The organism is Pseudooceanicola profundi (assembly GCF_050897955.1).
GTDB lineage: Bacteria > Pseudomonadota > Alphaproteobacteria > Rhodobacterales > Rhodobacteraceae > Pseudooceanicola.
On sequence record NZ_JBPAXZ010000006.1, the window covers coordinates 82,444 to 104,396 of the forward strand.

28 protein-coding genes and 1 other RNA gene are annotated in these 21,953 nt (G+C 60.8%); 10 read left to right on the plus strand and 19 right to left on the minus strand.

Features of this window, described 5'->3' with window-relative positions; genetic code table 11:
- Positions 1 to 28: 28 nt before the first annotated feature.
- The 9 genes from ACRARG_RS20300 to ACRARG_RS20340 form a co-directional block, all read right to left on the minus strand.
- Positions 29 to 871, minus strand: a complete 843-nt coding sequence (locus ACRARG_RS20300; RefSeq protein WP_432691848.1) for a CheR family methyltransferase — start codon at positions 869 to 871, stop codon at positions 29 to 31.
- A complete protein-coding gene (locus ACRARG_RS20305) occupies positions 868 to 1,326 on the minus strand; it encodes a chemotaxis protein CheW (RefSeq protein ID WP_432691849.1) in 459 nt (152 codons plus the stop codon). Before ACRARG_RS20305 ends, ACRARG_RS20300 begins: the two co-directional genes overlap by 4 nt.
- Positions 1,319 to 3,481: a chemotaxis protein CheA gene (locus ACRARG_RS20310; RefSeq protein ID WP_432691850.1), complete on the minus strand. Its 2,163-nt coding sequence runs from the start codon at positions 3,479 to 3,481 to the stop codon at positions 1,319 to 1,321. Before ACRARG_RS20310 ends, ACRARG_RS20305 begins: the two co-directional genes overlap by 8 nt.
- Positions 3,482 to 3,490: 9 nt before the next feature.
- Complete coding sequence (locus ACRARG_RS20315) at positions 3,491 to 3,856, minus strand: response regulator (RefSeq protein ID WP_432691851.1); 366 nt, start codon at positions 3,854 to 3,856, stop codon at positions 3,491 to 3,493.
- The gene (locus ACRARG_RS20320; RefSeq protein ID WP_432691852.1) at positions 3,853 to 4,128 is read right to left on the minus strand and encodes an STAS domain-containing protein; all 276 of its coding nucleotides are present in this window, start codon (positions 4,126 to 4,128) and stop codon (positions 3,853 to 3,855) included. The genes ACRARG_RS20315 and ACRARG_RS20320 overlap by 4 nt, the downstream gene beginning before the upstream one ends.
- A 172-nt stretch (positions 4,129 to 4,300) precedes the next feature.
- Positions 4,301 to 5,278, minus strand: a complete 978-nt coding sequence (locus ACRARG_RS20325; protein WP_432691853.1) for a methyltetrahydrofolate cobalamin methyltransferase — start codon at positions 5,276 to 5,278, stop codon at positions 4,301 to 4,303.
- A gap of 52 nt (positions 5,279 to 5,330) precedes the next feature.
- Positions 5,331 to 6,257, minus strand: coding sequence for a methylenetetrahydrofolate reductase (locus ACRARG_RS20330; protein ID WP_432691854.1), 927 nt, complete (start codon positions 6,255 to 6,257; stop codon positions 5,331 to 5,333).
- 26 nt (positions 6,258 to 6,283) lie between these two features.
- The gene (locus tag ACRARG_RS20335; RefSeq protein WP_432691855.1) at positions 6,284 to 6,586 is read right to left on the minus strand and encodes a virulence factor; all 303 of its coding nucleotides are present in this window, start codon (positions 6,584 to 6,586) and stop codon (positions 6,284 to 6,286) included.
- Between the two features lie 270 nt (positions 6,587 to 6,856).
- On the minus strand, positions 6,857 to 7,324 hold the full coding sequence (locus tag ACRARG_RS20340; RefSeq protein WP_432691856.1) for a hypothetical protein: 468 nt from the start codon (positions 7,322 to 7,324) through the stop codon (positions 6,857 to 6,859).
- A 198-nt stretch (positions 7,325 to 7,522) separates the two neighbouring features.
- Here ACRARG_RS20340 and ACRARG_RS20345 point away from each other — a divergent pair, with 198 nt between their 5' ends.
- Both ACRARG_RS20345 and ACRARG_RS20350 read left to right on the plus strand, forming a co-directional pair.
- The gene (locus tag ACRARG_RS20345; RefSeq protein ID WP_432691857.1) at positions 7,523 to 8,635 is read left to right on the plus strand and encodes a Ppx/GppA phosphatase family protein; all 1,113 of its coding nucleotides are present in this window, start codon (positions 7,523 to 7,525) and stop codon (positions 8,633 to 8,635) included.
- Positions 8,636 to 8,676: 41 nt separating this feature from the next.
- On the plus strand, positions 8,677 to 9,393 hold the full coding sequence (locus ACRARG_RS20350) for an RlmE family RNA methyltransferase (protein ID WP_432691858.1): 717 nt from the start codon (positions 8,677 to 8,679) through the stop codon (positions 9,391 to 9,393).
- Here the strand turns inward: ACRARG_RS20350 and ACRARG_RS20355 are convergent, their stop codons facing one another.
- Positions 9,394 to 9,579 (minus strand): hypothetical protein, encoded by a 186-nt coding sequence (locus ACRARG_RS20355; RefSeq protein ID WP_432691859.1) that lies wholly within the window; start codon positions 9,577 to 9,579, stop codon positions 9,394 to 9,396.
- Between the two features lie 295 nt (positions 9,580 to 9,874).
- Here ACRARG_RS20355 and ACRARG_RS20360 point away from each other — a divergent pair, with 295 nt between their 5' ends.
- The gene (locus ACRARG_RS20360; protein WP_432691860.1) at positions 9,875 to 10,687 is read left to right on the plus strand and encodes a Crp/Fnr family transcriptional regulator; all 813 of its coding nucleotides are present in this window, start codon (positions 9,875 to 9,877) and stop codon (positions 10,685 to 10,687) included.
- Between the two features lie 3 nt (positions 10,688 to 10,690).
- Here the strand turns inward: ACRARG_RS20360 and ACRARG_RS20365 are convergent, their stop codons facing one another.
- The gene (locus ACRARG_RS20365) at positions 10,691 to 10,996 is read right to left on the minus strand and encodes a hypothetical protein (RefSeq protein ID WP_432691861.1); all 306 of its coding nucleotides are present in this window, start codon (positions 10,994 to 10,996) and stop codon (positions 10,691 to 10,693) included.
- A 61-nt stretch (positions 10,997 to 11,057) separates the two neighbouring features.
- On the opposite strand from ACRARG_RS20365, the gene prfA reads away from it, so the two are divergent.
- From prfA to ACRARG_RS20380, 3 genes are all read left to right on the plus strand, one after another.
- The gene (gene prfA / locus ACRARG_RS20370) at positions 11,058 to 12,113 is read left to right on the plus strand and encodes a peptide chain release factor 1 (RefSeq protein WP_432691862.1); all 1,056 of its coding nucleotides are present in this window, start codon (positions 11,058 to 11,060) and stop codon (positions 12,111 to 12,113) included.
- The gene (gene prmC, locus ACRARG_RS20375; RefSeq protein WP_432691863.1) at positions 12,055 to 12,939 is read left to right on the plus strand and encodes a peptide chain release factor N(5)-glutamine methyltransferase; all 885 of its coding nucleotides are present in this window, start codon (positions 12,055 to 12,057) and stop codon (positions 12,937 to 12,939) included. The genes prfA and prmC overlap by 59 nt, the downstream gene beginning before the upstream one ends.
- A 237-nt stretch (positions 12,940 to 13,176) precedes the next feature.
- Positions 13,177 to 13,782, plus strand: coding sequence for a DUF4167 domain-containing protein (locus tag ACRARG_RS20380; RefSeq protein WP_432691864.1), 606 nt, complete (start codon positions 13,177 to 13,179; stop codon positions 13,780 to 13,782).
- A 2-nt stretch (positions 13,783 to 13,784) separates the two neighbouring features.
- On the opposite strand, the gene ACRARG_RS20385 is transcribed toward ACRARG_RS20380, so the two are convergent.
- The 3 genes from ACRARG_RS20385 to fumC all read right to left on the minus strand — a co-directional run bounded on the left by ACRARG_RS20385 (position 13,785) and on the right by fumC (position 15,672).
- The gene (locus tag ACRARG_RS20385; protein WP_432691865.1) at positions 13,785 to 14,012 is read right to left on the minus strand and encodes a ribbon-helix-helix domain-containing protein; all 228 of its coding nucleotides are present in this window, start codon (positions 14,010 to 14,012) and stop codon (positions 13,785 to 13,787) included.
- Positions 14,012 to 14,191 (minus strand): DUF4169 family protein, encoded by a 180-nt coding sequence (locus ACRARG_RS20390; RefSeq protein ID WP_432691866.1) that lies wholly within the window; start codon positions 14,189 to 14,191, stop codon positions 14,012 to 14,014. Before ACRARG_RS20390 ends, ACRARG_RS20385 begins: the two co-directional genes overlap by 1 nt.
- Before the next feature lie 89 nt (positions 14,192 to 14,280).
- A complete protein-coding gene (gene fumC, locus ACRARG_RS20395) occupies positions 14,281 to 15,672 on the minus strand; it encodes a class II fumarate hydratase (protein ID WP_432691867.1) in 1,392 nt (463 codons plus the stop codon).
- A 145-nt stretch (positions 15,673 to 15,817) separates the two neighbouring features.
- On the opposite strand from fumC, the gene ACRARG_RS20400 reads away from it, so the two are divergent.
- Both ACRARG_RS20400 and ACRARG_RS20405 read left to right on the plus strand, forming a co-directional pair.
- Positions 15,818 to 16,393 (plus strand): TetR/AcrR family transcriptional regulator, encoded by a 576-nt coding sequence (locus ACRARG_RS20400; RefSeq protein WP_432691868.1) that lies wholly within the window; start codon positions 15,818 to 15,820, stop codon positions 16,391 to 16,393.
- On the plus strand, positions 16,390 to 16,845 hold the full coding sequence (locus ACRARG_RS20405; protein WP_432691869.1) for a hypothetical protein: 456 nt from the start codon (positions 16,390 to 16,392) through the stop codon (positions 16,843 to 16,845). The genes ACRARG_RS20400 and ACRARG_RS20405 overlap by 4 nt, the downstream gene beginning before the upstream one ends.
- A 44-nt stretch (positions 16,846 to 16,889) precedes the next feature.
- On the opposite strand, the gene ACRARG_RS20410 is transcribed toward ACRARG_RS20405, so the two are convergent.
- From ACRARG_RS20410 to ACRARG_RS20425, 4 genes are all read right to left on the minus strand, one after another.
- Positions 16,890 to 17,447 (minus strand): class I SAM-dependent methyltransferase, encoded by a 558-nt coding sequence (locus ACRARG_RS20410; protein WP_432691870.1) that lies wholly within the window; start codon positions 17,445 to 17,447, stop codon positions 16,890 to 16,892.
- A gap of 103 nt (positions 17,448 to 17,550) precedes the next feature.
- Positions 17,551 to 18,039, minus strand: a complete 489-nt coding sequence (locus tag ACRARG_RS20415) for an SspB family protein (RefSeq protein ID WP_432691871.1) — start codon at positions 18,037 to 18,039, stop codon at positions 17,551 to 17,553.
- Positions 18,040 to 18,110: 71 nt separating this feature from the next.
- Entirely contained in the window at positions 18,111 to 19,403 is a 1,293-nt protein-coding gene (gene chrA, locus ACRARG_RS20420) for a chromate efflux transporter (RefSeq protein WP_432691872.1), read from the minus strand.
- Positions 19,404 to 19,483: 80 nt separating this feature from the next.
- Complete coding sequence (locus ACRARG_RS20425) at positions 19,484 to 19,792, minus strand: NIPSNAP family protein (RefSeq protein ID WP_432691873.1); 309 nt, start codon at positions 19,790 to 19,792, stop codon at positions 19,484 to 19,486.
- Between the two features lie 117 nt (positions 19,793 to 19,909).
- Between ACRARG_RS20425 and ACRARG_RS20430 the strand changes: the two genes are divergently transcribed.
- Complete coding sequence (locus ACRARG_RS20430) at positions 19,910 to 20,608, plus strand: ArsR/SmtB family transcription factor (RefSeq protein WP_432691874.1); 699 nt, start codon at positions 19,910 to 19,912, stop codon at positions 20,606 to 20,608.
- Positions 20,609 to 20,660: 52 nt separating this feature from the next.
- Here ACRARG_RS20430 and ssrA read toward each other — a convergent pair.
- Positions 20,661 to 21,011, minus strand: a transfer-messenger RNA (tmRNA) gene (gene ssrA, locus ACRARG_RS20435).
- 171 nt (positions 21,012 to 21,182) lie between these two features.
- Between ssrA and ACRARG_RS20440 the strand changes: the two genes are divergently transcribed.
- Complete coding sequence (locus tag ACRARG_RS20440) at positions 21,183 to 21,770, plus strand: TetR/AcrR family transcriptional regulator (protein ID WP_432691875.1); 588 nt, start codon at positions 21,183 to 21,185, stop codon at positions 21,768 to 21,770.
- Positions 21,771 to 21,953: the final 183 nt, after the last annotated feature.

Consider the following 21,953-nt stretch of genomic DNA (forward strand, 5'->3'; position numbering starts at 1 on the left):
CAGTCTTGCCTCTCGTTTTGGTTTGGCATCATTGGATTTTGCGATAGGCGGTGACGCCAACTGTTTGGAATCGTTTTAAATGTTCGTCTGATATTCGTTCGGAGTGTCCGAGGTATAGCCACCCATTGGGGCGTAGAGCCTCGTGAAATCGTGGCCATAATTTGGACTGAGTTTGAGTGTCGAAATAGATCACGACATTTCTGCAAAAAATTGCGTCAAATTTTCCTTTCATGGGCCATTCGCGAAGCAGGTTCAGCTCTTTAAATCTAACAAGCCGCCGCACTTGTTCTTTCATTGTATATCCGCCGGCCGTCCTCTTATCTGCAAAACTGTTGAGGTACTGTTCGGGTATGCCGGAAATCTGTTGCTCGCTGTACTTTGCTGACTTCGCCGCCTCTAGTATTTTTGTGTCAATATCTGTCGCGAGGATGAGGGCATCTAGTGAAGCAATTTCTGGTGCGTGCGAAAGAATTGTCATTGCGATTGAATAGGGCTCTTGTCCGCTTGAACATCCTGCGGACCAGATCCTAATTGGTTGACCAGATTTTGCGCGCGTCGCTAGATCGGGTAGTACATCTTTGAGGAAGGAGTCGAAATGGTGCTGTTCTCGAAAGAAATGTGAAACGTTTGTCGTTAATGCTGAGATCATCAGCTTGCGTTCGGAGGCGCCAGCATCGCCACTGACATATTCAAAATATTGTTCATAATCGCAGATGTTCAGCTCGTTCATTCGGTTGCGTAGGCGAGACTGAACCATGGTCTTTTTGCTGTCAGGCAAAATTAGTCCTGCTTCCGATTTTGCGAGGTCGGATATTTTGCGAAAGCAGGTGATATTCATTTCGACCGGTCGTGCGAGCTGGTGTTCGGTCATGCCACTTCTTCCGTGGTGCCAGGTACTACAGACGACAAATCGAGTACTCGTATCATCCGGTCATCAATGACAGTGAGCGCTCTTACGACAGACATCTGTGGGTCGGACGACATCTCCGGAGGTGGTTGCAGGTCGTTTTCTGACATTGCGACTATGTCAGAAACTGCATCGACCAGAAGACCAGTGACTGTGCCTTTAATGGTGACCACTATGATGACGTTTCGATCTGTTGTTTCCCTCGCCGGCAGTTTGAGCCGGCGCGCGAGATCCATTACAGGCAAAACTGTACCGCGAAGATTTATGACGCCACGCATGTACTCAGGTGCGTGCGGCATTGGTGTTGTGCGGGTCCAACCACGAATTTCGCGGACAGACATAATGTCGAGGGAATATTCCTGGTCAGCGACCTTGAATGTGAGTAATTCCAGTGCGCCGGTTGCCGCAACTTCATTCATTTGCAGTTCTCCTTTCCGCGGCCATCAGGTCGGTCGGCCGATTTGAATTGGCCTCTGCGATGACATCGGCCGGGTCCAGGATTAAGGCAATCCTTCCATCGCCGAGAATGGTCGCCGCTGCTATGCCGGGAGCCCTGTAAAAGCTGTCGTCGAGTCCCTTAATGACGACCTGGCGCTGGTCGTGGATTGCGTCGATAACGAGGGCTGCTCTTGTACCGTCTTCAAGCGAAATCAGCAAAACTATGGCGCCGTCATATGTCGTGCGTGGTTGGCGATAGCCCAGCATGACACCCAGATCATAAAGTGGAACAAATCCCCCACGGACGCGTACGACGTGGCGCCCCGGACGGAGCATGTCGACGTCATCGGGGCCAAGCGATAAGGTTTCGACAACGACGTTGAGTGGGAGAACCAGCGTTTCGTCCGCGACATTCACGACCATGCCATCGAGAACCGCAAGCGTCAGCGGGAGGCTTATGGTGAACGTTGTTCCGCGCCCTGGATCGGATTGTATGGATATTCGGCCGCCCAATTGTTGTATCGACGTTTTCACAACATCCATGCCAACACCGCGCCCGGAAAGATCGGAAACTTTTGATGCCGTGGAAAACCCCGGGAGAAATAGTAGGCCGTCAATTTCTGTATCTGTCAGGCTTATTTCCGGCGATATCAATCCTTTGGATTTGGCTATTTCGAGAACTTTTGGCCTGTTGATTCCCGCTCCGTCATCGGAAACTTCGATGATGACGCGTCCGGAACGGTGCGCCGCAGACAAGCGGACCTGGCCAACCGGTGGCTTGCCTGATGCTGTCCGGTCCTGGGCGCTTTTTTCCAGGCCATGGTCGACTGCATTGCGGATCATGTGGGTAAGTGGATCTGCGAGTCGTTCGATTACAGTTTTATCCACTTCGGTGGCTTCGCCGTCGGTGATGAGGCGTACTTCCTTACCCACGGCCGCTGAGGCTTCGCGGACAATGCGGGACATGCGTTGGAACAGAGATTTGACAGGCTGAGCGCGGATCATCATGACGCTGTCCTGGATGTCCCGGGTCAGGCGCTGAAATTCTTCCAGCCCGTTCATCGCATCGGAATGCGGCGAGAGACCGGCCTGATCGAGGCTTTGGGCCAGCATTGCCTGGTTAATCACGAGCTCACCGACGAGGTTTACCAATCGTTCGATACGTTCCAGATCGACCCTGACCACCGATTTTGGTCCGGAGGTATTTTTCGGTTCTGGCGTCGCTGTTCGTGCGGGTGGGGCGTCTTTCGTGGACGCGGGCGCCGTTTCTATTGGGGCAGCGGCAGGCGTGTCGGATTGGACTTCGACCGCGCTTTCGACCGGACTATCGTCCTGCGGAACAAGGGGGGGCTGCTCTCCCGAGCCGGACGGCGGGGAACTGGTTATCTCAAGCTCGCAGAGCCCCTCGACAAATTCAAAAACTTCCCGGATTTCGTCTTCTGTGACCCGGGTTTGGAGCGTGACGATCCACCGGAAATACGGCGTTTCCGGTGCGAGATCTTTGAGCTCTGGCAGCGAGGTGTCGTCGCAGACGACCGTGGCCTCGCCCAGTTGTGAAAGGTTGCGCAAAAGAATTTGCGGTTCATTACCGGTTGCAAAAAGCTCCTGACCGGGTTGGAACTTAATGACAAATTCCGGTGTGATGTCCTCTTCGATCGGAGGCTGGTCGACGTCGGGCAGATCAAGGGACAGACCAAGCGGTTGAAAATCGTCTGCGCTTACGTCTTCTTCTTCAAAATGTTCGCCGAGGAGATTGTCGAGGGCCGCGATCAGCTGGTGGCTTGCGTCTTCGGGAATGTCGGTGCCGTCGCGGGACATGCGCACGAGGTCCGACAGGTGATCCGCGGCCTGAAAGAAGACCTTTTGCGGTTCGGGGTCTGCGTTCAGGGTGCCATTGCGCACCTTGTCCAGAACTGTTTCGTACCGATGCGCAAAACGAACAAGCTTTTCGAGGCCGAAGGCTCCGGCACCGCCTTTGATCGAATGGACTGCGCGGAATACGATGTTGATGGTTTCCGGATCATCGCTGCCGTCATCCATGGCCTGCAAACCATCCTGAAGCGATTCAAGAAGTTCTTCGCATTCAATGAAGAACGAAGCGCGGATTTCCGCCATTGGGTCGTTGGTATCGGTCATGAGCAGGTCCTACCCGGTGACCATGTTCAGCGCGCGAACAAGCTTTGTCGGGTCGAAGGGTTTGACGATCCACCCGGTGGCGCCGGCTTCCCGCGCGCGGTGCTTCAGTTCAGGAGCGCTTTCGGTTGTCAGCACGAGAATGGGAACGCCACGATACTGGGACTGGCTGCGCACGGCATTGATGAACCCGAAGCCATCCATCCGCGGCATATTGATGTCAGTGATAATGGCGTCTGGTTGGATGGCTGAGAGAACCTCAACCCCGTGAACCCCGTCGTCAGCGAGATGGACGGTGAAACCGGCCGGAGCCAGGCACATTCTGATCATGTCACGCATGGTGCGGCTGTCGTCGACGGCAAGGACAGTCTGGCTCATGTCCGGGCCTCCGTCAGAGTGGCGGGGGTGAACCCGAGGTGGCCGAGCTGATCCGCGCATTTGTCAGACAGATTTAAGATGTCGAGACGATACCCTTCCGCCGCGAGGCTGATCACGGCGGACCGGATGACCTGTGTGCAGAGCGCACCGATTTGAATGACCTCCGCGGCATCGAGGGCCAGATCGGCCCCCAGTCTATCGCGCAGCTCCTGGGCGAGCGGCGGGGCCGCGGAGAGATCGAGGCGCGCGGGAAGCTTTACGCAGTCAGCCATCGCTCACCACCCGGAAGTAACTCATTGCCGTCGGAGGCATCGTTCGCAGCATGATTTCAGCATCCCTTCCATGGTCGGATGGGACGGGTGTAGAGCTCTGCGAGTTAAGGTGAGGTTACGCGGCCACGGAAATTCGCTGCACGGCAGGGCGTGGCAGCTGACTGTATCCGAGTCAGCGGCGCCGACGACGCCCGCCGCGTCCGCTGCCTGCGGCTGCAGCGGCCTGTGCGGCCTCGGCAAAGGTTGCCCCTTCCTTGGTCGCATCGAGGATACGGGTAAAGGCGATCCAGTTGCTGCCGTTCGGATCGTGGTTCATCAGCATGTTCGCAGCCTTGATCGCCTCCATCTCGACCTGACGCACGGGGTTCATGATGGCGGAGGTCATGCCGGCGCCAATCGCCATGGGCAGGAAGGCCGCGTTGATCCCGTGCCGGTTTGGCAGGCCGAAGGAGACGTTGGAGGCTCCGCAGGTGGTGTTCACGCCCAATTCGTCCCGCAGGCGCCGGACGAGGGTGAAGACCTGCTGGCCGGCTGTCGCCATGGCACCGATCGGCATGACCAGCGGGTCAACGACGATGTCATGCGCGGGGATGCCAAAATCCGCCGCGCGTTCGACAATCTTCTTGGCGACGGCGAAGCGGACATCGGGGTCTTCGGAAATGCCGGTGTCGTCGTTGGAGATCGCCACCACCGGCACGTTATATTTTTTGACCAGCGGCAGGACGAGCTCCAGCCGTTCCTCCTCTCCGGTGACCGAGTTCAGCAGGGGACGGCCCTCCGCAGCCTCTAGACCGGCCTCCAGGGCGCCGGGAACAGAGCTGTCGATGCAGAGCGGCACGTCGACCAGCGACTGCACCCGTTTGACCAGCTCCGGCATCAGCATCGGTTCGACAAAGTTATTGTCGGCATAGCGCGGGTCGGACGCCATCTTGTTGGTGAAGACGGCGCCGGAGTTGATGTCCAGCACCATGGCCCCGCAGGCGACCTGTTCCAGCGCGTCCTTCTCGACGGTGGTGAAATCGTCCATCTCCAGCTCGGCGGCGAGCTTCTTGCGGCCCGTGGGATTGATCCGTTCACCGATCACGCAGAAGGGTTCGTCAAAACCGATGGTGACAGTTTTGGTTTTGCTTTCGATCACGGTGCGGGTCATGCGGGTCGTCTTTCCTGTTGGGCGGCGCGTGGGCCGCGCCGCGATCTTGGTCTCAGGCGGTCAGTGCGGCGGGGGTGCCGGCGCTGCCTGCGTTTGTGGTGACCCAGCTGGCGGCGGTCTTGATGCCCCCCAGCGGGAAGATATGCGCCTGTGCGATCAGGCTGTCCGGATTGGCGGCCTTATGCGCGGCGAGCTCGGCCAGTAAATCGGTCGGTTCGTAGGGAAGCACAAGCTTCGACACATCCATGGCGCGTTTCTGCAGCACCTTGAGCGAGGGGCCGACACCGCAGGCAATGGCGAATTTGATCAGCGTCTGCAGCTTGGCGGGGCCCGCCACGCCGACATGGACGGGCAGATCGATGCCCGCCGCCTGCAGCCGGTCGGCCCAGTCGATCACGGGGGCGGCGTCAAACACGAACTGGGTGGCGAGCGCCATCTTGGCATCGGTCCGCTGGGAGAAGGCCTGTTTCCATGCCAGTGCATCCATCACCGCCGCATCGCCGCCATTGGGGTCGATATCGCGGTTGCCCTCGGGGTGGCCTGCGACATGCAGATGGGTAAAGCCCGCGCGGTCAAAAAGCCCGGTCTCCAGGAGCTGCATGGAGCAGTGGAATTCCCCCTTCGGCTCGGCCACGCCACCGGCGAGGATCAGGCCCTGACGGACGCCGGCCTCTGTCTGGTAGCGGTTGATCCAGTCTTCCAGCGTGGCGGCATCGGGGATGATGCGGGCCGGGAAATGCGGCATGACGTCGAACCCGTCATCGGCGAGGCGGGCGGCAGTCGCCACCATTTCTTCGATGGGCGTGCCGTCGATATGGGCGATGTAGACGCGCGTGCCACGGGGCAGGAGGGTGGTGAAATCCTCGACCTTTTCGGCGGTGCGCGGCATGACCTCGATGGAATAGCCGTCAAGGAAGCTTTCCAGCCCGGCGGTTGCAGTCGCAGGCGCCTTGCGGCGGCCAAAGTTGAGAATAGCCATCAAGGCCTCCTTCAATCCCCGGGGCGTCATGCCCATCCATCATTGGCGATCAGCGCCTTGAGGCGGTCCTGATCGAACTCGGCATCCAGACGCGCAACCTCGCGCGCCGCGATGTCGGAGGGGTCGCCCTCCTGGGGATCGAGAGAGAGTTTGCGCCATTCGGCGAGATAAGCGTCGGTGTCGGACGCTCCCACCTTCATGGCGGCGCGGTCGATGGCCTGTTCAAACCTTTCGGGCAGAATGGCCTTGGCCGCCTTGCGCCCCTTGCCGACGATCACCTGGGCGGGAATGTCCCGCCAGCACACAAGGGTGATATCAGTCTGGGGCATGTCTTTCCTCACGTTTCCCTGCCTTCCGTCTTACGTGAGGGCAGGGCGCTGACAGGTGCCGTTTTCGACACAACACGGGGCTTGGGCGACGCGGCTGCAGATCGTCAGCCCGGCGCGGCGGCGCATCGGCCTCCGGTGCTTGGTGGCGGGTGGTCGACGGTGTCATGAGTAGGACATTGCGGACATCAGGACCAGAGGGACGGGGCGGAGAAATCCGCAAGATTTTGAGCCCGTGAGCCGGTAGTCGTCGGCCGCGTGCGGAGCGCCGGTTCAGGGCAGAAGCCCCCGGGCGGCCAGAATGCCATGCGCTTCGGCCGCGTCGATACCCATGGTCCGGTATCCGTCAGGGGAGACATTTTCATCCGTGTCATCCGCCGGAAGCACCCGGAAGACCCAGGCATAGCTGCGGCCTTCACTGTCGGTGAATGTGGCCGGGCAGTCGAAGATGACCTCGCGCGCGCCACGCCAGCCAAACTCCCGCCGGGCCACTGCGGAGGGGGCACAGTCGAACGAGGTGACCGCACCGTATTGCGCGGTGGACGACAGCCGGCCGAAGGTTCCGGCCGCGTCATATACTCTGGTGTGGATGTCGAAGGCGCGGCGGACAAAATAGCTGCCCTCCGTCGGAGGCACGGCCGCCGCGCGGGTCAGGTAGCCGGGCAGGAGCAACGCGGCGGTGACACAGGCAAGGGCCGCGACAAGCGCCGAGGACCAGATTTTGCGGGCCCGTGCATCCATGGAGAGAGGTCCTTTCACCCAGGAACCTTTGCGCCGGAGCCTAGCCAGAGCGCAGCGACGCATCAATCCGGCATTGCATTGTGAAAGTCGATGACCGGAAGTGAAAAGGCGGGTCATCACTAGGCAGAGTTGCGGCCACTTGATTGGTTAAAATCAGTATTGTAGTGTCTACACAACACATATCAGGAGGGCGCGACCATGGCGCCCAGGCGTCCCAAAGGTGCGGGCGCTTTCCCGAAACCGGTCGAGAGCCCCGTACCCACTCAACCCGATCCCGCCGAGCTTTATGCGGCGCTGGACCTCGGAACCAATTCCTGCCGCATGCTGATCGCCCAGCCAAAGGGCAGCCAGTTTCATGTGGTGGACAGTTTCTCCAAATCCGTGCAGCTGGGGGCGGGCCTGGAACGCTCTGGCCAGTTGTCGCGGTCGTCGATGACGCGCACCATTCAGGCGCTGCGGGTCTGTCAGCAGAAACTCAAGCGGCACAAGGTCCGTCACATGCGGCTGGTCGCGACAGAGGCCTGTCGCCGTGCCTCCAACGCCCGGCGCTTCATTGAACAGGTGCAGCGCGAAACCGGGCTGTCGCTCGAGATTATCGAGCCGGAGGAGGAGGCCCGGCTGGCCGTGATCTCCTGCGCGCCGCTGGTGTCGACCAAGACGGATCAGCTGCTGGTCGTGGATATCGGCGGCGGCTCGACGGAACTCGTCTGGATTGATCTGACCGCCGTGCCGCGCCGCGACCGGCCACGGGCGATCATGCGGCTGCATGCCGGGTTTCATCCGCCCGAAAGCCCGTTTCCGGCGGCCAAAGTGGTGGACTGGATCTCTGTGCCGCTTGGTGTTGCGACATTACGCGATCAGTTCCGCGATGTGCAGGACGACACGGCGCGCTTTGCACTGATGTCCTGGTTCTTTGAGGAATCGCTGGCGGAGTTTGCGCCCTATAAGGACGAACAGACGCGGGAGGGGTTCCAAGTGATCGGCACCTCCGGGACGGTGACAACGGTGGCTGCGTCCCATCTGGGGTTGAAACGCTATGACCGGACCAAGGTGGACGGGCTGCGCATGACCTCGGACCAGATCGACCGGGTGATCCGCGATTACCTGTCGCTGGGGCCCGAAGGGCGCCGCGCCGACCCGCGTATCGGGCAGGACCGGCAGAGTTTGATCATGTCCGGCGCCGCCATTCTGCAGGCGCTTTTGCGCTGCTGGCCCACGGACCGGCTGTCGGTGGCGGACCGGGGCCTGCGCGAAGGGCTGCTTTATGCGCAGATGTCGGCGCATGGCGTTCTTGAAGATACCCCTTACTGAGACTTGACCTGCGCGGGGTTTCTGGCCAGAGGAGCAGCACCATGGCAAAGAAACCCACAGGCAAGAACACCTCCGGACGGGGGCAGCGCGATCTGACCATCAAGGTCAAATCGGCGCGCGGACGTAAACTGTCCTCGACCCGCTGGTTGCAGCGGCAGCTGAACGACCCCTATGTGCAGCGCGCGCAGGCCGAGGGCTATCGCGGGCGCGCGGCCTACAAGATCATGGAACTGGACGATAAATTCCGGTTTCTGGTCAATGGGGCGCGGGTGGTCGATCTGGGCTGTGCGCCGGGGGGCTGGATGCAGGTGGCGGTGCCGCGGATCAATGCGCTTGGCACGAAGTCCGGCAAGGCCGTGGGCCGCATCGTCGGTGTCGACCTTCAGGAGGTCGAGCCTCTGCCGGGGGCGGAGATCCACCAGCTCGACTTCATGGAAGACGACGCGGATCTGAAGGTCAAGGAATGGCTGGGCGGCAAGGCGGATGTTGTCATGTCGGACATGGCCGCGGCGTCTTCGGGCCATAAGCAGACCGATCACCTGCGGATCATCGCTTTGTGCGAGGCCGCCGCCTATTTCGCTTTTGATGTGCTGGAGGAGGGCGGCACCTTTGTCGCCAAGGTGCTGGCCGGCGGGGCGGAGGGCGAGCTTCAGAAGCTGCTGAAGCAGAAGTTCGACAAGGTCGCCAATGTCAAACCGCCCTCATCCCGGTCCGACAGTTCCGAGAAATTCGTGGTTGCCACAGGATATCGTGGCTGATCAGACGAAGCGGAAACTGTCCTGTGCCTCGCTCAGGAACAGGGCCTGAGGGTCGATGACCTCAGCGCGATCGTCATGGCGAGGCTGGGGGCGCGGGGCCGGTTCGCTGTTACGCAGCAGTTCGAACAGGCGCCGGTGGCGCGGCTGGCCGGTCATTTCGGCCGGAAAGGCGGTCTGGTGTCTCATGGCGGATGCTCCTTTTCGGCGAAGCTACTGGTCGCTCATGGTCGAATTTTAACGAAATCTGGATCAAATTCCGGCATTTTCTGTGCCGGGACCGGGCCGGGCCCGCTGGAGGGAGCTGGACGGCGGGGTTTTGCCGGGTGCGAAATGACGCTTTAGGATCAATGCTTTATTTATCCATTTTACTTTACTGCAAAGGCGTCTGATCCGGATTGGCGGAACTGCTTTTGTTTTTGCGTGTTTTTCTCCCGATTGAAACGGGCGCGTTCTGACGTGTCCGAAGAAAGGAGAGCAAGACATGGCACTCTATCCTCGAATTGCCCAGACGGGGCAGACCGGCGCGGAGCGGGCGGATATGCCCTCAGGCAGCTGTATTGCGAGCCGGTTGTCACGTTACGCCAAGCTGACCGAACCGGAATGTGCCTTTGTGCGGCGCATGGAAGAAACCGAAGAATCCGTGAAAGCCGGAGAGGTGCTGGTGAATACCGGCGAACCGGCAGAGCGCCTGTTCATTCTGAAACGCGGTTGGGCGCTGGCGCGAAAGCTCTGCAGCAAGGGACGCCGGCAGACGCTGCGCGTCTATCTGCCCGGCGAGGTTGTCGGGCTGCCCTCGCTGGGTATTTCCCGGGCCGCGCATGAAGTGGTGATGGTGACAGAAGGCGTGGTCTGCCCCTTTCCGCGCCATCATTTGCAGGAGATATTCGAAGATACGCCGCGCCTCGCCGCGCTGCTCATGACGATCAGCAGCCTTGATCAGGTCTCGCTGAAAGACCGGCTGGCGATGCTGGGTGTGGGCACGGCACGTGAGAGAATGGCGCATTTTCTGCTGGATATTCACAGCCGTCTGCTGCTGTCCAACCCTGATATGGGCCGCCGGTTCAAACTGCCTTTCCGGCAGGTGGATATCGGCGAATGTCTTGGCTTGACGAAGGTTTATGTGAACCGCCTTCTGAAACAGATGACCGAGGAGGGACTGATTGCCATCGACCGGCCTTATGTCAAACTGCTCGATCTCGACCGGTTGCGCCGCATCGCGGATTACGACAACCGTTATGAAGAGCTGGATCTGAGCTGGTTTCCGGCGCCAGAGGTCCGCGGGGCGACCGGATGACCCTTACTCACCCGCAATTCCGGCGAGTTGAATTTCCGCCGGGTCCTGCAAAGCGGACTTGGGCACGGATTGGGGCAGGGCGGCGCTGACGCAGCCCGAGTTCAACTCCCGCCACATGGGGACGTTCTGCGACATCTGGCATTGCGCGGTAAAGCTGCGCCCGTCTACGCGGAGGCAGATGACCTCTCCCAGTTCGATGCGGCCGCCGGTGCTGTCGGTGCAGTAGCACTCGATCACTTTTCGTCCGGTACCGCTCTCTGCAAGGAGCGGGGCAGGCAGAAGAAGGCTGAGACAGACAAGGAGACGCATTCCTTAGTCTATCATGGGGCGACCTCTTGACCAAATGATTTGGATGGAGGAAGGCAGGGCCATGATTTTGGACGACCGTCTTCACCAGATCCTGCAGCGTTTCGAGTTCCTGGAAGCCAAGATGGCTGAAGGAGACGGGGATTTTGCGACCCTGTCGCGGGAATATTCCGAAATGCGACCGGTCGTGCAGGCGATCCGGGACTGGCAGGAGGCCACACGGGCGCTGACGGAGGCCGAGGCCATGCTGGCCGATCCCGAAATGCGTGATCTGGCGCAGGAGGAGGTGGCGGATTTGACCCGCCGCGTGCCGCAGCTGGAAAAGGCCGTTCAGCTGGCGCTTTTGCCGCGTGATGCGGCGGACGGGCGTCCAGCCATGCTGGAAATCCGGCCCGGCACCGGCGGCGACGAGGCGGCGCTTTTCGCCGGCGACCTGCTGCGAATGTATCAGCGGTACAGCGAGATCTGCGGCTGGCGGTTTCAGATCGTGACGCTGCAGGAGACCGAACTGGGCGGCATCCGGGAGGTGGTCGCCAATATTCAGGGTGACAATGTGTTTGCCCGGCTCAAATTCGAAAGCGGCGTGCATCGCGTGCAGCGGGTTCCAACGACGGAAAGCGGCGGGCGCATCCACACCTCGGCTGCGACGGTGGCCGTGCTGCCAGAGGCGGAGGATGTGGATATCCAGATCGATCCCGGCGATATCCGGATCGACACGATGCGGGCCTCCGGGGCGGGAGGGCAGCATGTGAACACGACGGATTCCGCTGTACGGATCACCCATATTCCTACGGGGATTGTCGTGACCTCCTCGGAAAAATCTCAGCATCAGAACCGGGCTATTGCCATGCAGGTGCTGCGGACGCGTCTGTTTGATCAGAAACGACAGATGATGCAGGATGACCGGGCAGCGGACCGGAAGGCGCAGGTCGGCAGCGGCGACCGCAGCGAGCGGATCCGGACGTATAATTTTCCGCAGGGGCGGGTCACGGACCACCGGATCAACCTGACGCTCTACCGGCTGGAACAGGTCATGCAGGGCGGGCTGGGCGAACTGGTGGATGCGCTGGCGGCGCATCATCAGGCCGAGCTTCTGGCCGAGATGTCGGCAGGAGGTTGACCTGAAGATATCTGAGGCAATATTTAACTATAAGAATAGTTTAGATGGTGCAGATAATCCAATGCGTGATCTTCGCAAGATCATGGAATGGGTTCTGGACCTCGCGCCCGGGCGGCTGAGCCTGGTGAGCAATGACCCGATCTCTGCCGATCAGCTGGAAAGGTTCGAAGCCGCGGTGGAGATGCGCCGGAACGGCTGTCCTGTCTCGCGCATCATAGGAGAAAGGGCCTTCTGGACGCATGTCTTTCGCGTCACGGATGCCGTGCTGGATCCGCGTCCGGAAACCGAGGTTCTGGTTCGGGCGGCGCTGGAACATCCTGCGGATACCGTTCTGGATCTTGGTACGGGCAGCGGCTGTATACTAATTTCAGTACTTTCGGAAATATCTGGTGCGCATGGGACGGGGACGGATATTTCGACCTCCGCCCTGACTGTCGCGGAGGAGAATGCGCGCCGGATCGGCGTCGCGGACCGGATGCGGCTGCAGCAGTCGGACTGGCTCGGCTCGGTAGAGGGACCGTTTGGGCTTGTCCTGTCCAACCCGCCCTATATTGCGCAGACCGAAATGGACGGGCTGTCGCGAGAGGTGCGGTGTTTCGATCCTGAAAATGCGCTGACGGATGGGGCGGATGGTCTGATTGCCTACAGGCGCATCTGTGGCGAGATAGGCCGGGTTCTGGCCCCCGGAGGATGGCTTATGGTCGAGATTGGGCCCACTCAGGGTAAGGATGTCAGCGCGCTCTTTGCAGCCGCTGGTCTGAAGGATGTCACTGTGCTGCCCGATCTGGACGGCCGCGATCGCGTTGTCAAAGGGCGTGCGCCCTGATGCTCGCGACCTTTCGGTCACAGCTGGTGAAGGTTCGTGATGAAAGTAAAACTTGTTTCGGTTTCCCCCTTGTAATCGTGGGAGGGACATGTTTATTCCATATACAGGCACGGCAGTGATGCAGTTTGCATCCGCCATTTGCCAGTAAGCCCACAGCGTCGATTGCCGCCTCAGCGCCGAACGGACCGCGCGGGCCGGATTGACCGACAGAAGCAGAGCAAGGCTCGCAAGAGGCCCATGAGATCATCGAAATCACGTTCGCGCAACAAGTCGAACCGCAATAAATCCGTCGGGAATATTGTAAACCGGGTGTTCGACAGCTCCGGTCCCGAAGGGAAGGTGCGCGGCACACCGCAGCAGATCATCGACAAGTACAATCAGCTGGCACGGGATTCGCAGCTGTCCGGTGACCGGGTGGCGACGGAAAACTTCCAGCAGCATGCGGAACATTATCTGCGGATGCTTGGCGCGGCTCAGAAAGAGCAGGAAAAACAGCGCGAACAGCAGGATGCGGAGAATCGCAAACGCCAGTCCGAGCGGGATCGCGAGCGGGCCCGCCAGGATCAGGATCAGGACGGATCTGCGAATTCCGACCAAGATCGTCCGCAGGCCGCAGGGCTGGGCGATCAACCTGACGTGATCGAGAACGGTGGCGAAACAGATAGCGGTCTGGTTGAGACACCCGAAAGCCAGTCGGATCAGAAGCCAGAGGCAAACGCGGCCCCCAAATCCAAGCCGAAGCGGACCTATACCCGCAAGCGCAAGGATAAGCCTGCGGACAGCATGGCGGAAGGGTCCGACAACGTCGCCACGGGCCCCGACAGCACGGCGGCGGCAGAGTAAACTCAGCCGCCCGCTCTGTCCCGATAGTGGTTGAGCACAAACACCCTGATCGCAGAGGCGAGCCCCGCATCCGTTCCGCGGGCCTCGTCGATTTCAGCTGCCAGTAGGTTTAATGGCTGATTGCGATCACGGGCGATTGTGCGGAATGCAGTCCAGAACTCATCTTCCAGGGAAACGCTGGTGCGATGCCCGTGCAGGGTCAGCGAATGTTTGCGTGGCCGCGCGGACATCAGTCCTCGTCAATCCGGTGGTTGTCGAGATGACGTTCCTGCTGGTTCTTTTCCAGCTGGTCCCGCGCCTTGTCGGATTTCGATCGCCCATGCTTTAGGGCATTTTGATCTGCGGTCGCGCGTTTGTCTTCGCGTGCTTTGTGTTTCCGGAACCGGTTGAGATTGACGATATCGGCCATATGGGAAACCTACCCCCGGTCAAGGATTTTGCCTAGCCGCAAGAGGACCGGCCCGGGTGTTCACCCGACCGGTCCGCATTTTCAGCCGATTACTTGGGCCCGATCATATCTTCGGGGCGGACGACCTTGTCGAAGGTCTCTTCATCGACAAAGCCAAGCGCAATAGCCTCTTCCTTCAGCGTCGTGCCGTTCTTATGCGCGGTCTTGGCGACCTTGGTGGCATTGTCATAGCCGATGGTGGGCGCCAGCGCCGTCACCAGCATCAGGCTCTCCTGCATCAGCTTCTGGATGCGCGGCTTGTTGGCCTCGATCCCGTTCAGCATGCGCTCGGTAAAGCTGTCGGCGACGTCACCCAGCAGCTGCATGGATTGCAGCAGGTTATAGGCCATCATCGGGTTGTAGACGTTCAGCTCGAAATGCCCTTGGGAGCCGGCGAATTTGATCGCCGCGTCATTGCCCATGACATGGGCGGCAACCTGGGTCATCGCCTCTGCCTGCGTCGGGTTGACCTTGCCGGGCATGATCGACGACCCGGGCTCGTTTTCCGGCAGGATCAGCTCGCCCAGACCGGAGCGGGGCCCGGAGCCCAGGAAGCGGATGTCATTGGCGATCTTGTAGCAGGAGCCTGCGACGGTCGCGAGGGCGCCGGACATGAAGACCATGGCATCATGCGCGGCGAGGCTCTCGAATTTGTTGGGCGCGGTGACGAAGGGCAGGCCGGTGATTTCGGCCATATTGCCGGCAACCTGTTCGCCCCAGCCTTTCTTGGTGTTCAGACCAGTGCCGACGGCGGTGCCGCCCTGTGCCAGTTCGTAGATGCCGGGCAGGGCCGCCTCGATCCGGGCGATGCCCTGACGGATCTGATGCGCATAGCCAGAGAACTCCTGGCCCAGCGTCAACGGCGTCGCGTCCTGAGTATGGGTGCGGCCGATCTTGATGATGTCCTTGAACTCCGCCGCCTTGGCATCCAGCCCGGCGAGCAGTTTCTTCAGCCCCGGCAGCAGCACATCGCGCGTGGTCATCGCAGCGGCGATATGCATGGCGGTCGGGAAAGTGTCGTTGGACGACTGGCCCATATTGCAATGGTCATTCGGGTGCACCGGATCCTTGGACCCGATCACGCCGCCGAGGATCTCGATCGCGCGGTTGGCGATGACCTCGTTGGAATTCATATTGGACTGGGTGCCGGAGCCGGTCTGCCAGACCACCAGCGGGAAGTTGTCGTCGAATTTGCCATCGATAACCTCGCCCGCGGCCTGGATGATCGCATCGGCGATCTTGGCCTCCATGTCGCCATTGGTCTTGTTGGCCATGGCGCAGGCTTTCTTGATCACGCCGAGGGCGCGCACGATGGCGACCGGCTGCTTCTCCCATCCGATGGGGAAGTTCATGATCGAACGCTGGGTCTGAGCGCCCCAGTATTTGTCCGAGGGGACCTCCAGCGGGCCGAAGCTGTCGCTTTCCGTGCGGGTCTGGGTCATTGCGGAAACTCCAATGCGTGACGTCGGTCCCGCTATACGACCTTGGCACGGCCCACGCAATCGTGAGGCCGTCCGGTTGCGCTAACCTCCTGTTCGGGCGGGTTTGGGGTTTTAACAGAGCGATCGCTCTGCTACGACTCGGCCCATGCCCCGGAAACCCGCCCATAGCCGTGACGACCTGCTGGACCGCGCCCTGATGCGGTTCTGGGATGCAGGGTATGAGGCGACCTCTATCGATGATCTGGTCAAGGCGACGGGGGGCAGTCTGCATGCGCTCTACAAGGCGTTTGGCAGCAAGCACGGGCTATTTCTGGAATGTTTCGACCGCTATCACACGCTGGTCGTCGCGCCGGCGATTGCGCCGCTGGACGGGGCTGGTATGTCGGCGATATCCGAGTATTTCGAGCGCCAGATCAAGCTGGCAGAGGGCAAGGGCCTGCCGGGTATCGGCTGTTTCGTCGGCAATGCCGCGACAGAGACGGCGCCCCATGACCCCGAGGTTGCCGCGCTGGTTGCGCGGCATGAGGCGCGGCTTGACCACGGGTTCGCGGCAGCATTGCTGGCCGAAGGGATGGCCCCGGAGCGGGCCGCAGCGCTGGCCCGCGTGATTACCACCTTTGCCACTGGCCTCTGGGCGCGATCACGTGCCGTGACAGAGGCCGAACCGCTGCGCCGCGATGTTCAAGAGTTTCTGTCCCTGCTCGAAAGGAGCCTGTCATGAGTACTGCCACCGGCCTCGCGCCCCAATCCCCTGTAATATCTAAAGGAATTGTCACGGCGCTGATCGCCAACCTCATCTGGATCAATGCCTCTGAAGTGTTCCGGTATTTCGTTTTCGTCATGCCCATGATGCGGGCAGAGCTGCCGATGGTGCCGGATGTGGCGCCGATGAACCTGCCCGTCTTCCTGATCTGGGGCGTCTGGGACACGATACTGATCGGCGCTGCGGTCTTCTTTCAGTGTCTGATGTTCGACCGCTACGGGCTGAACGCCAGAACCGCCATTCTTGCCGGTAGCCTGCTGTGGCTCGGCATTTTCGGGATCCTGTGGCTCGGGCTCTGGAATATGAACCTGACGAGCCTTTCGATCCTGGCCGTGGCACTGCCGCTCGCCTGGGCAGAGCTTTTGATCTCCGCCCTTTTGACACGCTGGTGTCTGGTGCGGCACCGGTAATGCCGGCCGGGCCCGGCATCTCTGCCGGGCCCGAGTAGCCGTGTTTATTGAATTTTCCGGCGGAATTCGAACACGCGCGCGGGCGGCAGGTTGGCCCAGACAGTGCCACGTTTGGTTGCGGTGATGCCCATGGAGGCCTGCACATCCTCGGGGATCGGCGCGTTGGGAGAATAGGTGATCTGCACAAAGACACCATCGGGCGCCATCACTTTGAACGCATTGCCCACCACTTCGCGCTGGATCTGGGGCCGCGCCAGAACCGGCACGCCGGAGATCACGCAGCCAAGGCCCGAGACGCCGATATGTTCGATCTCCTGCGCGGGCTGGTTCAGGACGGTTACGCCGGGAAATTTCCGGCGCAGCTCGTCGCAGAACCGGGGGTTGAGTTCCATCAGGATCAACCGTTCAGGCGCGATGCCGCGCTGCAGGATAACCTTGGTAAAACTTCCGGTGCCGGGGCCGATTTCGACAATGGGTCCGGTCACGTTTTCAACGCCTTCGGTCATCTTGCGGGCCACAGCCGCAGAAGATGGGGCAATGGCCGAAACCTCGGCCGGCCTCCGCATCATTTCGCCAAGAAAGACGGTGAAATCGCTCGCCATAGTCGGAAACCCCTGTTGATCCGGTGTTCCGGGAATGAAGGCGAGCGACGGCGTTCCGGCAAGTCCTCTCAGCAGAGTTTTACAAAAAATTCACCGGGGGGCGTTATTTGCGGAATTTGTCCAGCTGAACGACATCGGCATCCTGCGACTTTTCGCCAGCGGGTTCCGTGGGTGCGTCGTCGTCTTTGCGGGCGCGCAGAGGACGCGGCGGTTCCGGATCATCGTCATCCGTCCCGTCGTCCTGGGTTTCGAAGCGCAGGCCAAATTCCACCGACGGGTCCACGAAGGTCAGGATGGCGTTGTAGGGAATGTACAGCGGTTCCGGGCTGTCGCCGAAATTCAGGGTCACGGCAAAGCCGTCATCGCTCACTTCGAGATTGTCGAACCAGTGCTGCATGACAACCGTCATCTCGGTCGGATAGCGTTCTTTCAGCCAGTCGGCGAGGCGCGCTTCCTCGTGGGTCGTGTCAAACGTGATGAAGAAATGATGATTGCCAGGCAGCCCATGGGCAGAGACATCCGCCAGCACTTCCTGGATGAGGCCCCGCATGGCGCGGTGCATGAGATTGCCGTAATCGATCGTTGAAGACATAGAAATTTCCCAGCTCGTTCCGTTGAACATAGGGGATTCGGACAAAAACGGAAGCGGTGTATCGACGCGGTTCAGATCGCGCCGGCCAGGATCGCACCCAGTGCGGCGCAAACCCCCAAGGAGGGCAGCAGGGGCAGCCGCAGCCATAGAAGTGCGACGGCGGCAAGCAGTGTCAGCCCTGCGGCCTCAGGTGAAAAGCTCGACAGGACGGGCCTCGGCGGTGCGTGCCCCTCCACCTGACCAAACAGCACGTGGAGCGCGAACCACAGCGACAGGTTCAGGATGACCCCGACCACGGCCGCGGTGATCCCTCTGAGCGCCATGCGCAGCCTGCCGATGGACAGGATTTTCTCGACATGAGGGGCGAGGACAAAAATGAACAGAAAGCACGGCACAAAGACCATCCAGAGCGCCAGAAGCCCGGCGATCAGGCCGATGCCCCCGCCGCCGCTGGTCAGCCCGGCGAGATGCGCGGCGAACTGGGTCACGAGAATCAGCGGTCCGGGCGTTGTTTCGGCCAGCCCCAGAGCGTCGATCATCTGCTCTGTCGTCAGCCAGCCATGGGAGGTGACAATTTCCTGCGCCATATAGGCGAGAACGGCATAGGCGCCGCCAAAGGTCACAACCGCGAGCTTGGCGAAAAACAGCGACAGGGCGAAGAGAAAGTCATTCCCGATGGCCCAGAGAAACGCGAGCGGCAGGAGCCATAGTACAAGCCAGCCCAGAGCCATTTTCATAGAGGCCTGCCATGATGCGCCAGCGGTGGCAGATGGGGTCTGAGCATTCTGTCCCCGGGTGTCCTCCGGCGCGGCCTCCTGGGCCTTTGCTCCGCCGCCCGTCGTCACAAAGGCGCCCAGGCCGGCGGCAAGGGCAATGACCAGAGGAAAGGGCAGGTCAAACAGGAACAGCGCGAGGAAAGAGCACCCGGCGATCCCCCAGGCCAGCCCGTCGTCCAGCGCCCGGCGCGACAGCTTCCACAAGGCCTGCATGACAATAACGATGACCAGAGCCTTAACGCCTGTGAAAGCTTCGCGCACCACCGGCAAAGCGCCCCATTGCGCATAGGCAAAGGCCAGCGCGGCAATCACAATCGCCCCGGGCAGAACGAACAGAAGTCCGGCCAGAAGCCCGCCGCTGAGGCCGCGCAGACGCCAGCCCGCAAAGGTGGCCAGCTGCATCGCCTCGGGCCCCGGCAGCAGCATGCAGAAACTGAGCGTACCGAGGAAGCGCTGCTCGCCCAGCCAGCCTCTGCGCGTTACCAGCTCGTCATGCATCAGGGCGATCTGGGCCGCCGGTCCGCCGAAGGACAGCAGCCCGATCCGTCCGAAGCTGCGGATCATGTCGGACCAGGCGGGACGTATCATCGGGCAGCCCCGTCAGGTGGTGGATGCAGGCGCAGAAAACGTGCTGGGGCCGCCCATGTCAACCGTTTGCGACGTCTCCCTCAGCCCTGATCCACCCGGCGCAGCCAGGTCCGGCTTTCAGACCGGATGAATTTTTCGCGCTGCGCAAATTCGTAGTTCTGCCGGCCCAGAGGATCCGCAGCAAGCCGTTCGCGATAGGTTTCATAGGCGGCCAGGCTCTCGATATGATAAATCCCGTAAGCCAGGCTCGATGATCCTTCATGCGGAGAGAAATATCCAACAAGATCGGCCCCGTTCCGGGGGATGCACTGGCCCCAGGTCCGGGCATATTCATCGAACAGGTGGCGCTGCGTCGGGGCAATGTCATAACGTATGATGCAGGTCAGCATGGGTGTCTCCTTTTGCGGCTGACCCTGTCTAGCAGTGTCGCGGAGCCACATGTTTCGGCCCTGACCGAAACATCTGCGCGCGGTTGGGTATAGGCTCTCTGGAGCGGGAGAGGTGTGATGAAAGAAGGACCGGATATTGCCGCGATTGCGGCGCTGATCGGCGACCCGGGGCGGGCCAATATGCTGACGGCGCTGCTTGACGGGCGGGCGCTCACCGCCGGAGAGCTGGCGCAGGAGGCCGGGGTCCTGGCCTCCACCGCCAGCGGGCACCTGTCCCGCATGACAGAGGGCGGGCTCCTGTCGGTCGTGCAACAGGGGCGCCACAGGTATTATCGGCTGTCCGGCCCGGAGGTGGCACATGCGCTGGAGGGATTGATGACGCTGTCTCAGGCCCGCGGCAGTCGCCGGCGTCCCGGTCCCCGCGATCCCGAGATGCGCCTGGCCCGGACCTGCTACGACCATATGGCCGGCACGCTTGGTGTGCAGATGTACGACAGTCTGCGCCTGCGGGGCGGGTTTGTCAGCGGGCCGGAGGGGCTCTGCCTTTCCGACATCGGTCACGCCCTCCTTGCCGGGCTGGGGGAGCCATTCCGGGTCACCCCCGGGGTCAGCCGCTGCCGCGAATGCCTCGACTGGTCAGAGCGGCGCCCGCATCTGGCCGGGCCGCTGGGCAAGGCGCTGCTCATCCGGGTTGTCGAAACTGGCTGGGCCCATCGTGTCCCTGGCAGCCGGCTGATCCGGTTTTCGCCAGATGGACGCGCGGCGTTCGATCAGCTCTTCCCGCCGGTCGCGCCGGAATTTGGCAGCAGGGACTGACCCGAAGAGCACAAATCGGCTTCCGTGACGAAAAGGCTGCAAAGACAGAAGAAGTGCAGGCTTCTGTTGCCAGGTGCCTGCGAACCCCGCCTTACGCGGCTAGGCGCAAGGGCTTAGATTTCGATTCCTCGAACTGCTTACGCAGCCAGAGCAACCGGAGCACGATTGTTGTTGGCAATTGTACTTTGTGAACCGATAACGGTGGTATCTCACCGAGACAAAGCAAACCCCTTTAGACGTCCGTCGATCCTGTTTCGGCCCCATGATCCCCCAACAAGGGATGGTTGGTGGAGCCGCCGGGTACCGCCCCCGGGTCCGATCCGCTTATTACGAGCGCGTTTATGTCTATAGTCGGTTGCCCGACGCGTCAGATATAGGGCCGGGGCGGTTAAAATTCAAATACCTTCGTCAGATCTCGCGCAATTTCTGACGCAGACCGTCTTTGGCCAGCTGCTGTATCTTTTTGCTGTCGCTCTACTATATTTTGTGGCACCCGCCACTTTCTCTTGACCCGGAACATGGGTTCCATTACCTCGATTGGATATAAGGAACTGATATTCTGCCGATCGGAACCATGCCCAGAACCGCTGCCCAGACCTCTGACCAGATCATCGAAAGCGCGATGCACCATTTCTGGCATCACGGCTATTCTCAAAGCTCCATGGACGATATCGTCAAGGTCACGGGATCCAACCGGCAGGCGATCTATCAGCATATCGGCGGCAAAAAGAAGCTCTTCGTCGCCTGTTTCCCGCGGTATCAGGAGCAGATCGTCGGTCCCGCAATGGCCGCTGTCGAGGCCGACGGCGCGCCGGCGCAGGCTATCGCCACCTATTTCGAGGTCATGATCAACAGGATGGAGGCCGAGGGGCTGCCGGGTCCGGGGTGCCTGATCGGCAATACCATGGCCGAACTTCCCAAGGACCTGGAAGTTCTGGCGGAAATCGACAAACATTTCATCCGGCTCTGGCAGGGGTTCACCAAGGTGATCACCGCCAGCTCTGGAATGAAAACCACCGATGCCGCGCCAATTGCCGAAAGCATCGTGATCTTCGCCAATGGTCTCTGGTCGGTCTCCCGCGTGACAGATGACGCCTCGTCCCTGCGCAATGCCGCACAGGGGTTCCTGTCGATGCTGCAGACCCGTCTGCGCAAACGCTGAAGTCCGGCCGGACACCCTCGTTTTTCTTGCAGAAAATATCCCGGAGGGGGAATTGCGCCGCAGGCGCAAGGGGGAGGCAGCGCCTCCCCCCGCCGGGGCCCGCCCCACGGGCGGGCCCACAAATTTTATACCCCCAGTTGTAACAAGACAGCCGCCGCAGTGCCCCCGCCCACACGATCGGAG

Excerpts from the sequence above, each read along its gene's own strand:
- prmC (WP_432691863.1), top strand. The coding sequence starts at position 12,055 with ATGCGCTGGCGGCGCATCATCAGGCCGAGCTTCTGGCCGAGATGTCGG.
- ACRARG_RS20335 (WP_432691855.1), bottom strand. The coding sequence starts at position 6,586 with ATGCCCCAGACTGATATCACCCTTGTGTGCTGGCGGGACATTCCCGCC.
- ACRARG_RS20345 (WP_432691857.1), top strand. The coding sequence starts at position 7,523 with ATGGCGCCCAGGCGTCCCAAAGGTGCGGGCGCTTTCCCGAAACCGGTC.
- ACRARG_RS20300 (WP_432691848.1), bottom strand. The coding sequence starts at position 871 with ATGACCGAACACCAGCTCGCACGACCGGTCGAAATGAATATCACCTGC.
- ACRARG_RS20365 (WP_432691861.1), bottom strand. The coding sequence starts at position 10,996 with ATGCGTCTCCTTGTCTGTCTCAGCCTTCTTCTGCCTGCCCCGCTCCTT.
- ACRARG_RS20330 (WP_432691854.1), bottom strand. The coding sequence starts at position 6,257 with ATGGCTATTCTCAACTTTGGCCGCCGCAAGGCGCCTGCGACTGCAACC.
- ACRARG_RS20410 (WP_432691870.1), bottom strand. The coding sequence starts at position 17,447 with ATGGCGAGCGATTTCACCGTCTTTCTTGGCGAAATGATGCGGAGGCCG.
- ACRARG_RS20320 (WP_432691852.1), bottom strand. The coding sequence starts at position 4,128 with ATGGCTGACTGCGTAAAGCTTCCCGCGCGCCTCGATCTCTCCGCGGCC.
- ACRARG_RS20390 (WP_432691866.1), bottom strand. The coding sequence starts at position 14,191 with ATGGCCGATATCGTCAATCTCAACCGGTTCCGGAAACACAAAGCACGC.
- ACRARG_RS20385 (WP_432691865.1), bottom strand. The coding sequence starts at position 14,012 with ATGTCCGCGCGGCCACGCAAACATTCGCTGACCCTGCACGGGCATCGC.
- ACRARG_RS20305 (WP_432691849.1), bottom strand. The coding sequence starts at position 1,326 with ATGAATGAAGTTGCGGCAACCGGCGCACTGGAATTACTCACATTCAAG.
- ACRARG_RS20440 (WP_432691875.1), top strand. The coding sequence starts at position 21,183 with ATGCCCAGAACCGCTGCCCAGACCTCTGACCAGATCATCGAAAGCGCG.
- chrA (WP_432691872.1), bottom strand. The coding sequence starts at position 19,403 with ATGATACGTCCCGCCTGGTCCGACATGATCCGCAGCTTCGGACGGATC.
- ACRARG_RS20425 (WP_432691873.1), bottom strand. The coding sequence starts at position 19,792 with ATGCTGACCTGCATCATACGTTATGACATTGCCCCGACGCAGCGCCAC.
- ACRARG_RS20400 (WP_432691868.1), top strand. The coding sequence starts at position 15,818 with ATGCCCCGGAAACCCGCCCATAGCCGTGACGACCTGCTGGACCGCGCC.
- fumC (WP_432691867.1), bottom strand. The coding sequence starts at position 15,672 with ATGACCCAGACCCGCACGGAAAGCGACAGCTTCGGCCCGCTGGAGGTC.
- ACRARG_RS20340 (WP_432691856.1), bottom strand. The coding sequence starts at position 7,324 with ATGGATGCACGGGCCCGCAAAATCTGGTCCTCGGCGCTTGTCGCGGCC.
- ACRARG_RS20360 (WP_432691860.1), top strand. The coding sequence starts at position 9,875 with ATGGCACTCTATCCTCGAATTGCCCAGACGGGGCAGACCGGCGCGGAG.
- ACRARG_RS20315 (WP_432691851.1), bottom strand. The coding sequence starts at position 3,856 with ATGAGCCAGACTGTCCTTGCCGTCGACGACAGCCGCACCATGCGTGAC.
- ACRARG_RS20380 (WP_432691864.1), top strand. The coding sequence starts at position 13,177 with ATGAGATCATCGAAATCACGTTCGCGCAACAAGTCGAACCGCAATAAA.
- ACRARG_RS20430 (WP_432691874.1), top strand. The coding sequence starts at position 19,910 with ATGAAAGAAGGACCGGATATTGCCGCGATTGCGGCGCTGATCGGCGAC.
- ACRARG_RS20415 (WP_432691871.1), bottom strand. The coding sequence starts at position 18,039 with ATGTCTTCAACGATCGATTACGGCAATCTCATGCACCGCGCCATGCGG.
- ACRARG_RS20355 (WP_432691859.1), bottom strand. The coding sequence starts at position 9,579 with ATGAGACACCAGACCGCCTTTCCGGCCGAAATGACCGGCCAGCCGCGC.
- ACRARG_RS20310 (WP_432691850.1), bottom strand. The coding sequence starts at position 3,481 with ATGACCGATACCAACGACCCAATGGCGGAAATCCGCGCTTCGTTCTTC.
- prfA (WP_432691862.1), top strand. The coding sequence starts at position 11,058 with ATGATTTTGGACGACCGTCTTCACCAGATCCTGCAGCGTTTCGAGTTC.
- ACRARG_RS20325 (WP_432691853.1), bottom strand. The coding sequence starts at position 5,278 with ATGACCCGCACCGTGATCGAAAGCAAAACCAAAACTGTCACCATCGGT.
- ACRARG_RS20405 (WP_432691869.1), top strand. The coding sequence starts at position 16,390 with ATGAGTACTGCCACCGGCCTCGCGCCCCAATCCCCTGTAATATCTAAA.
- ACRARG_RS20350 (WP_432691858.1), top strand. The coding sequence starts at position 8,677 with ATGGCAAAGAAACCCACAGGCAAGAACACCTCCGGACGGGGGCAGCGC.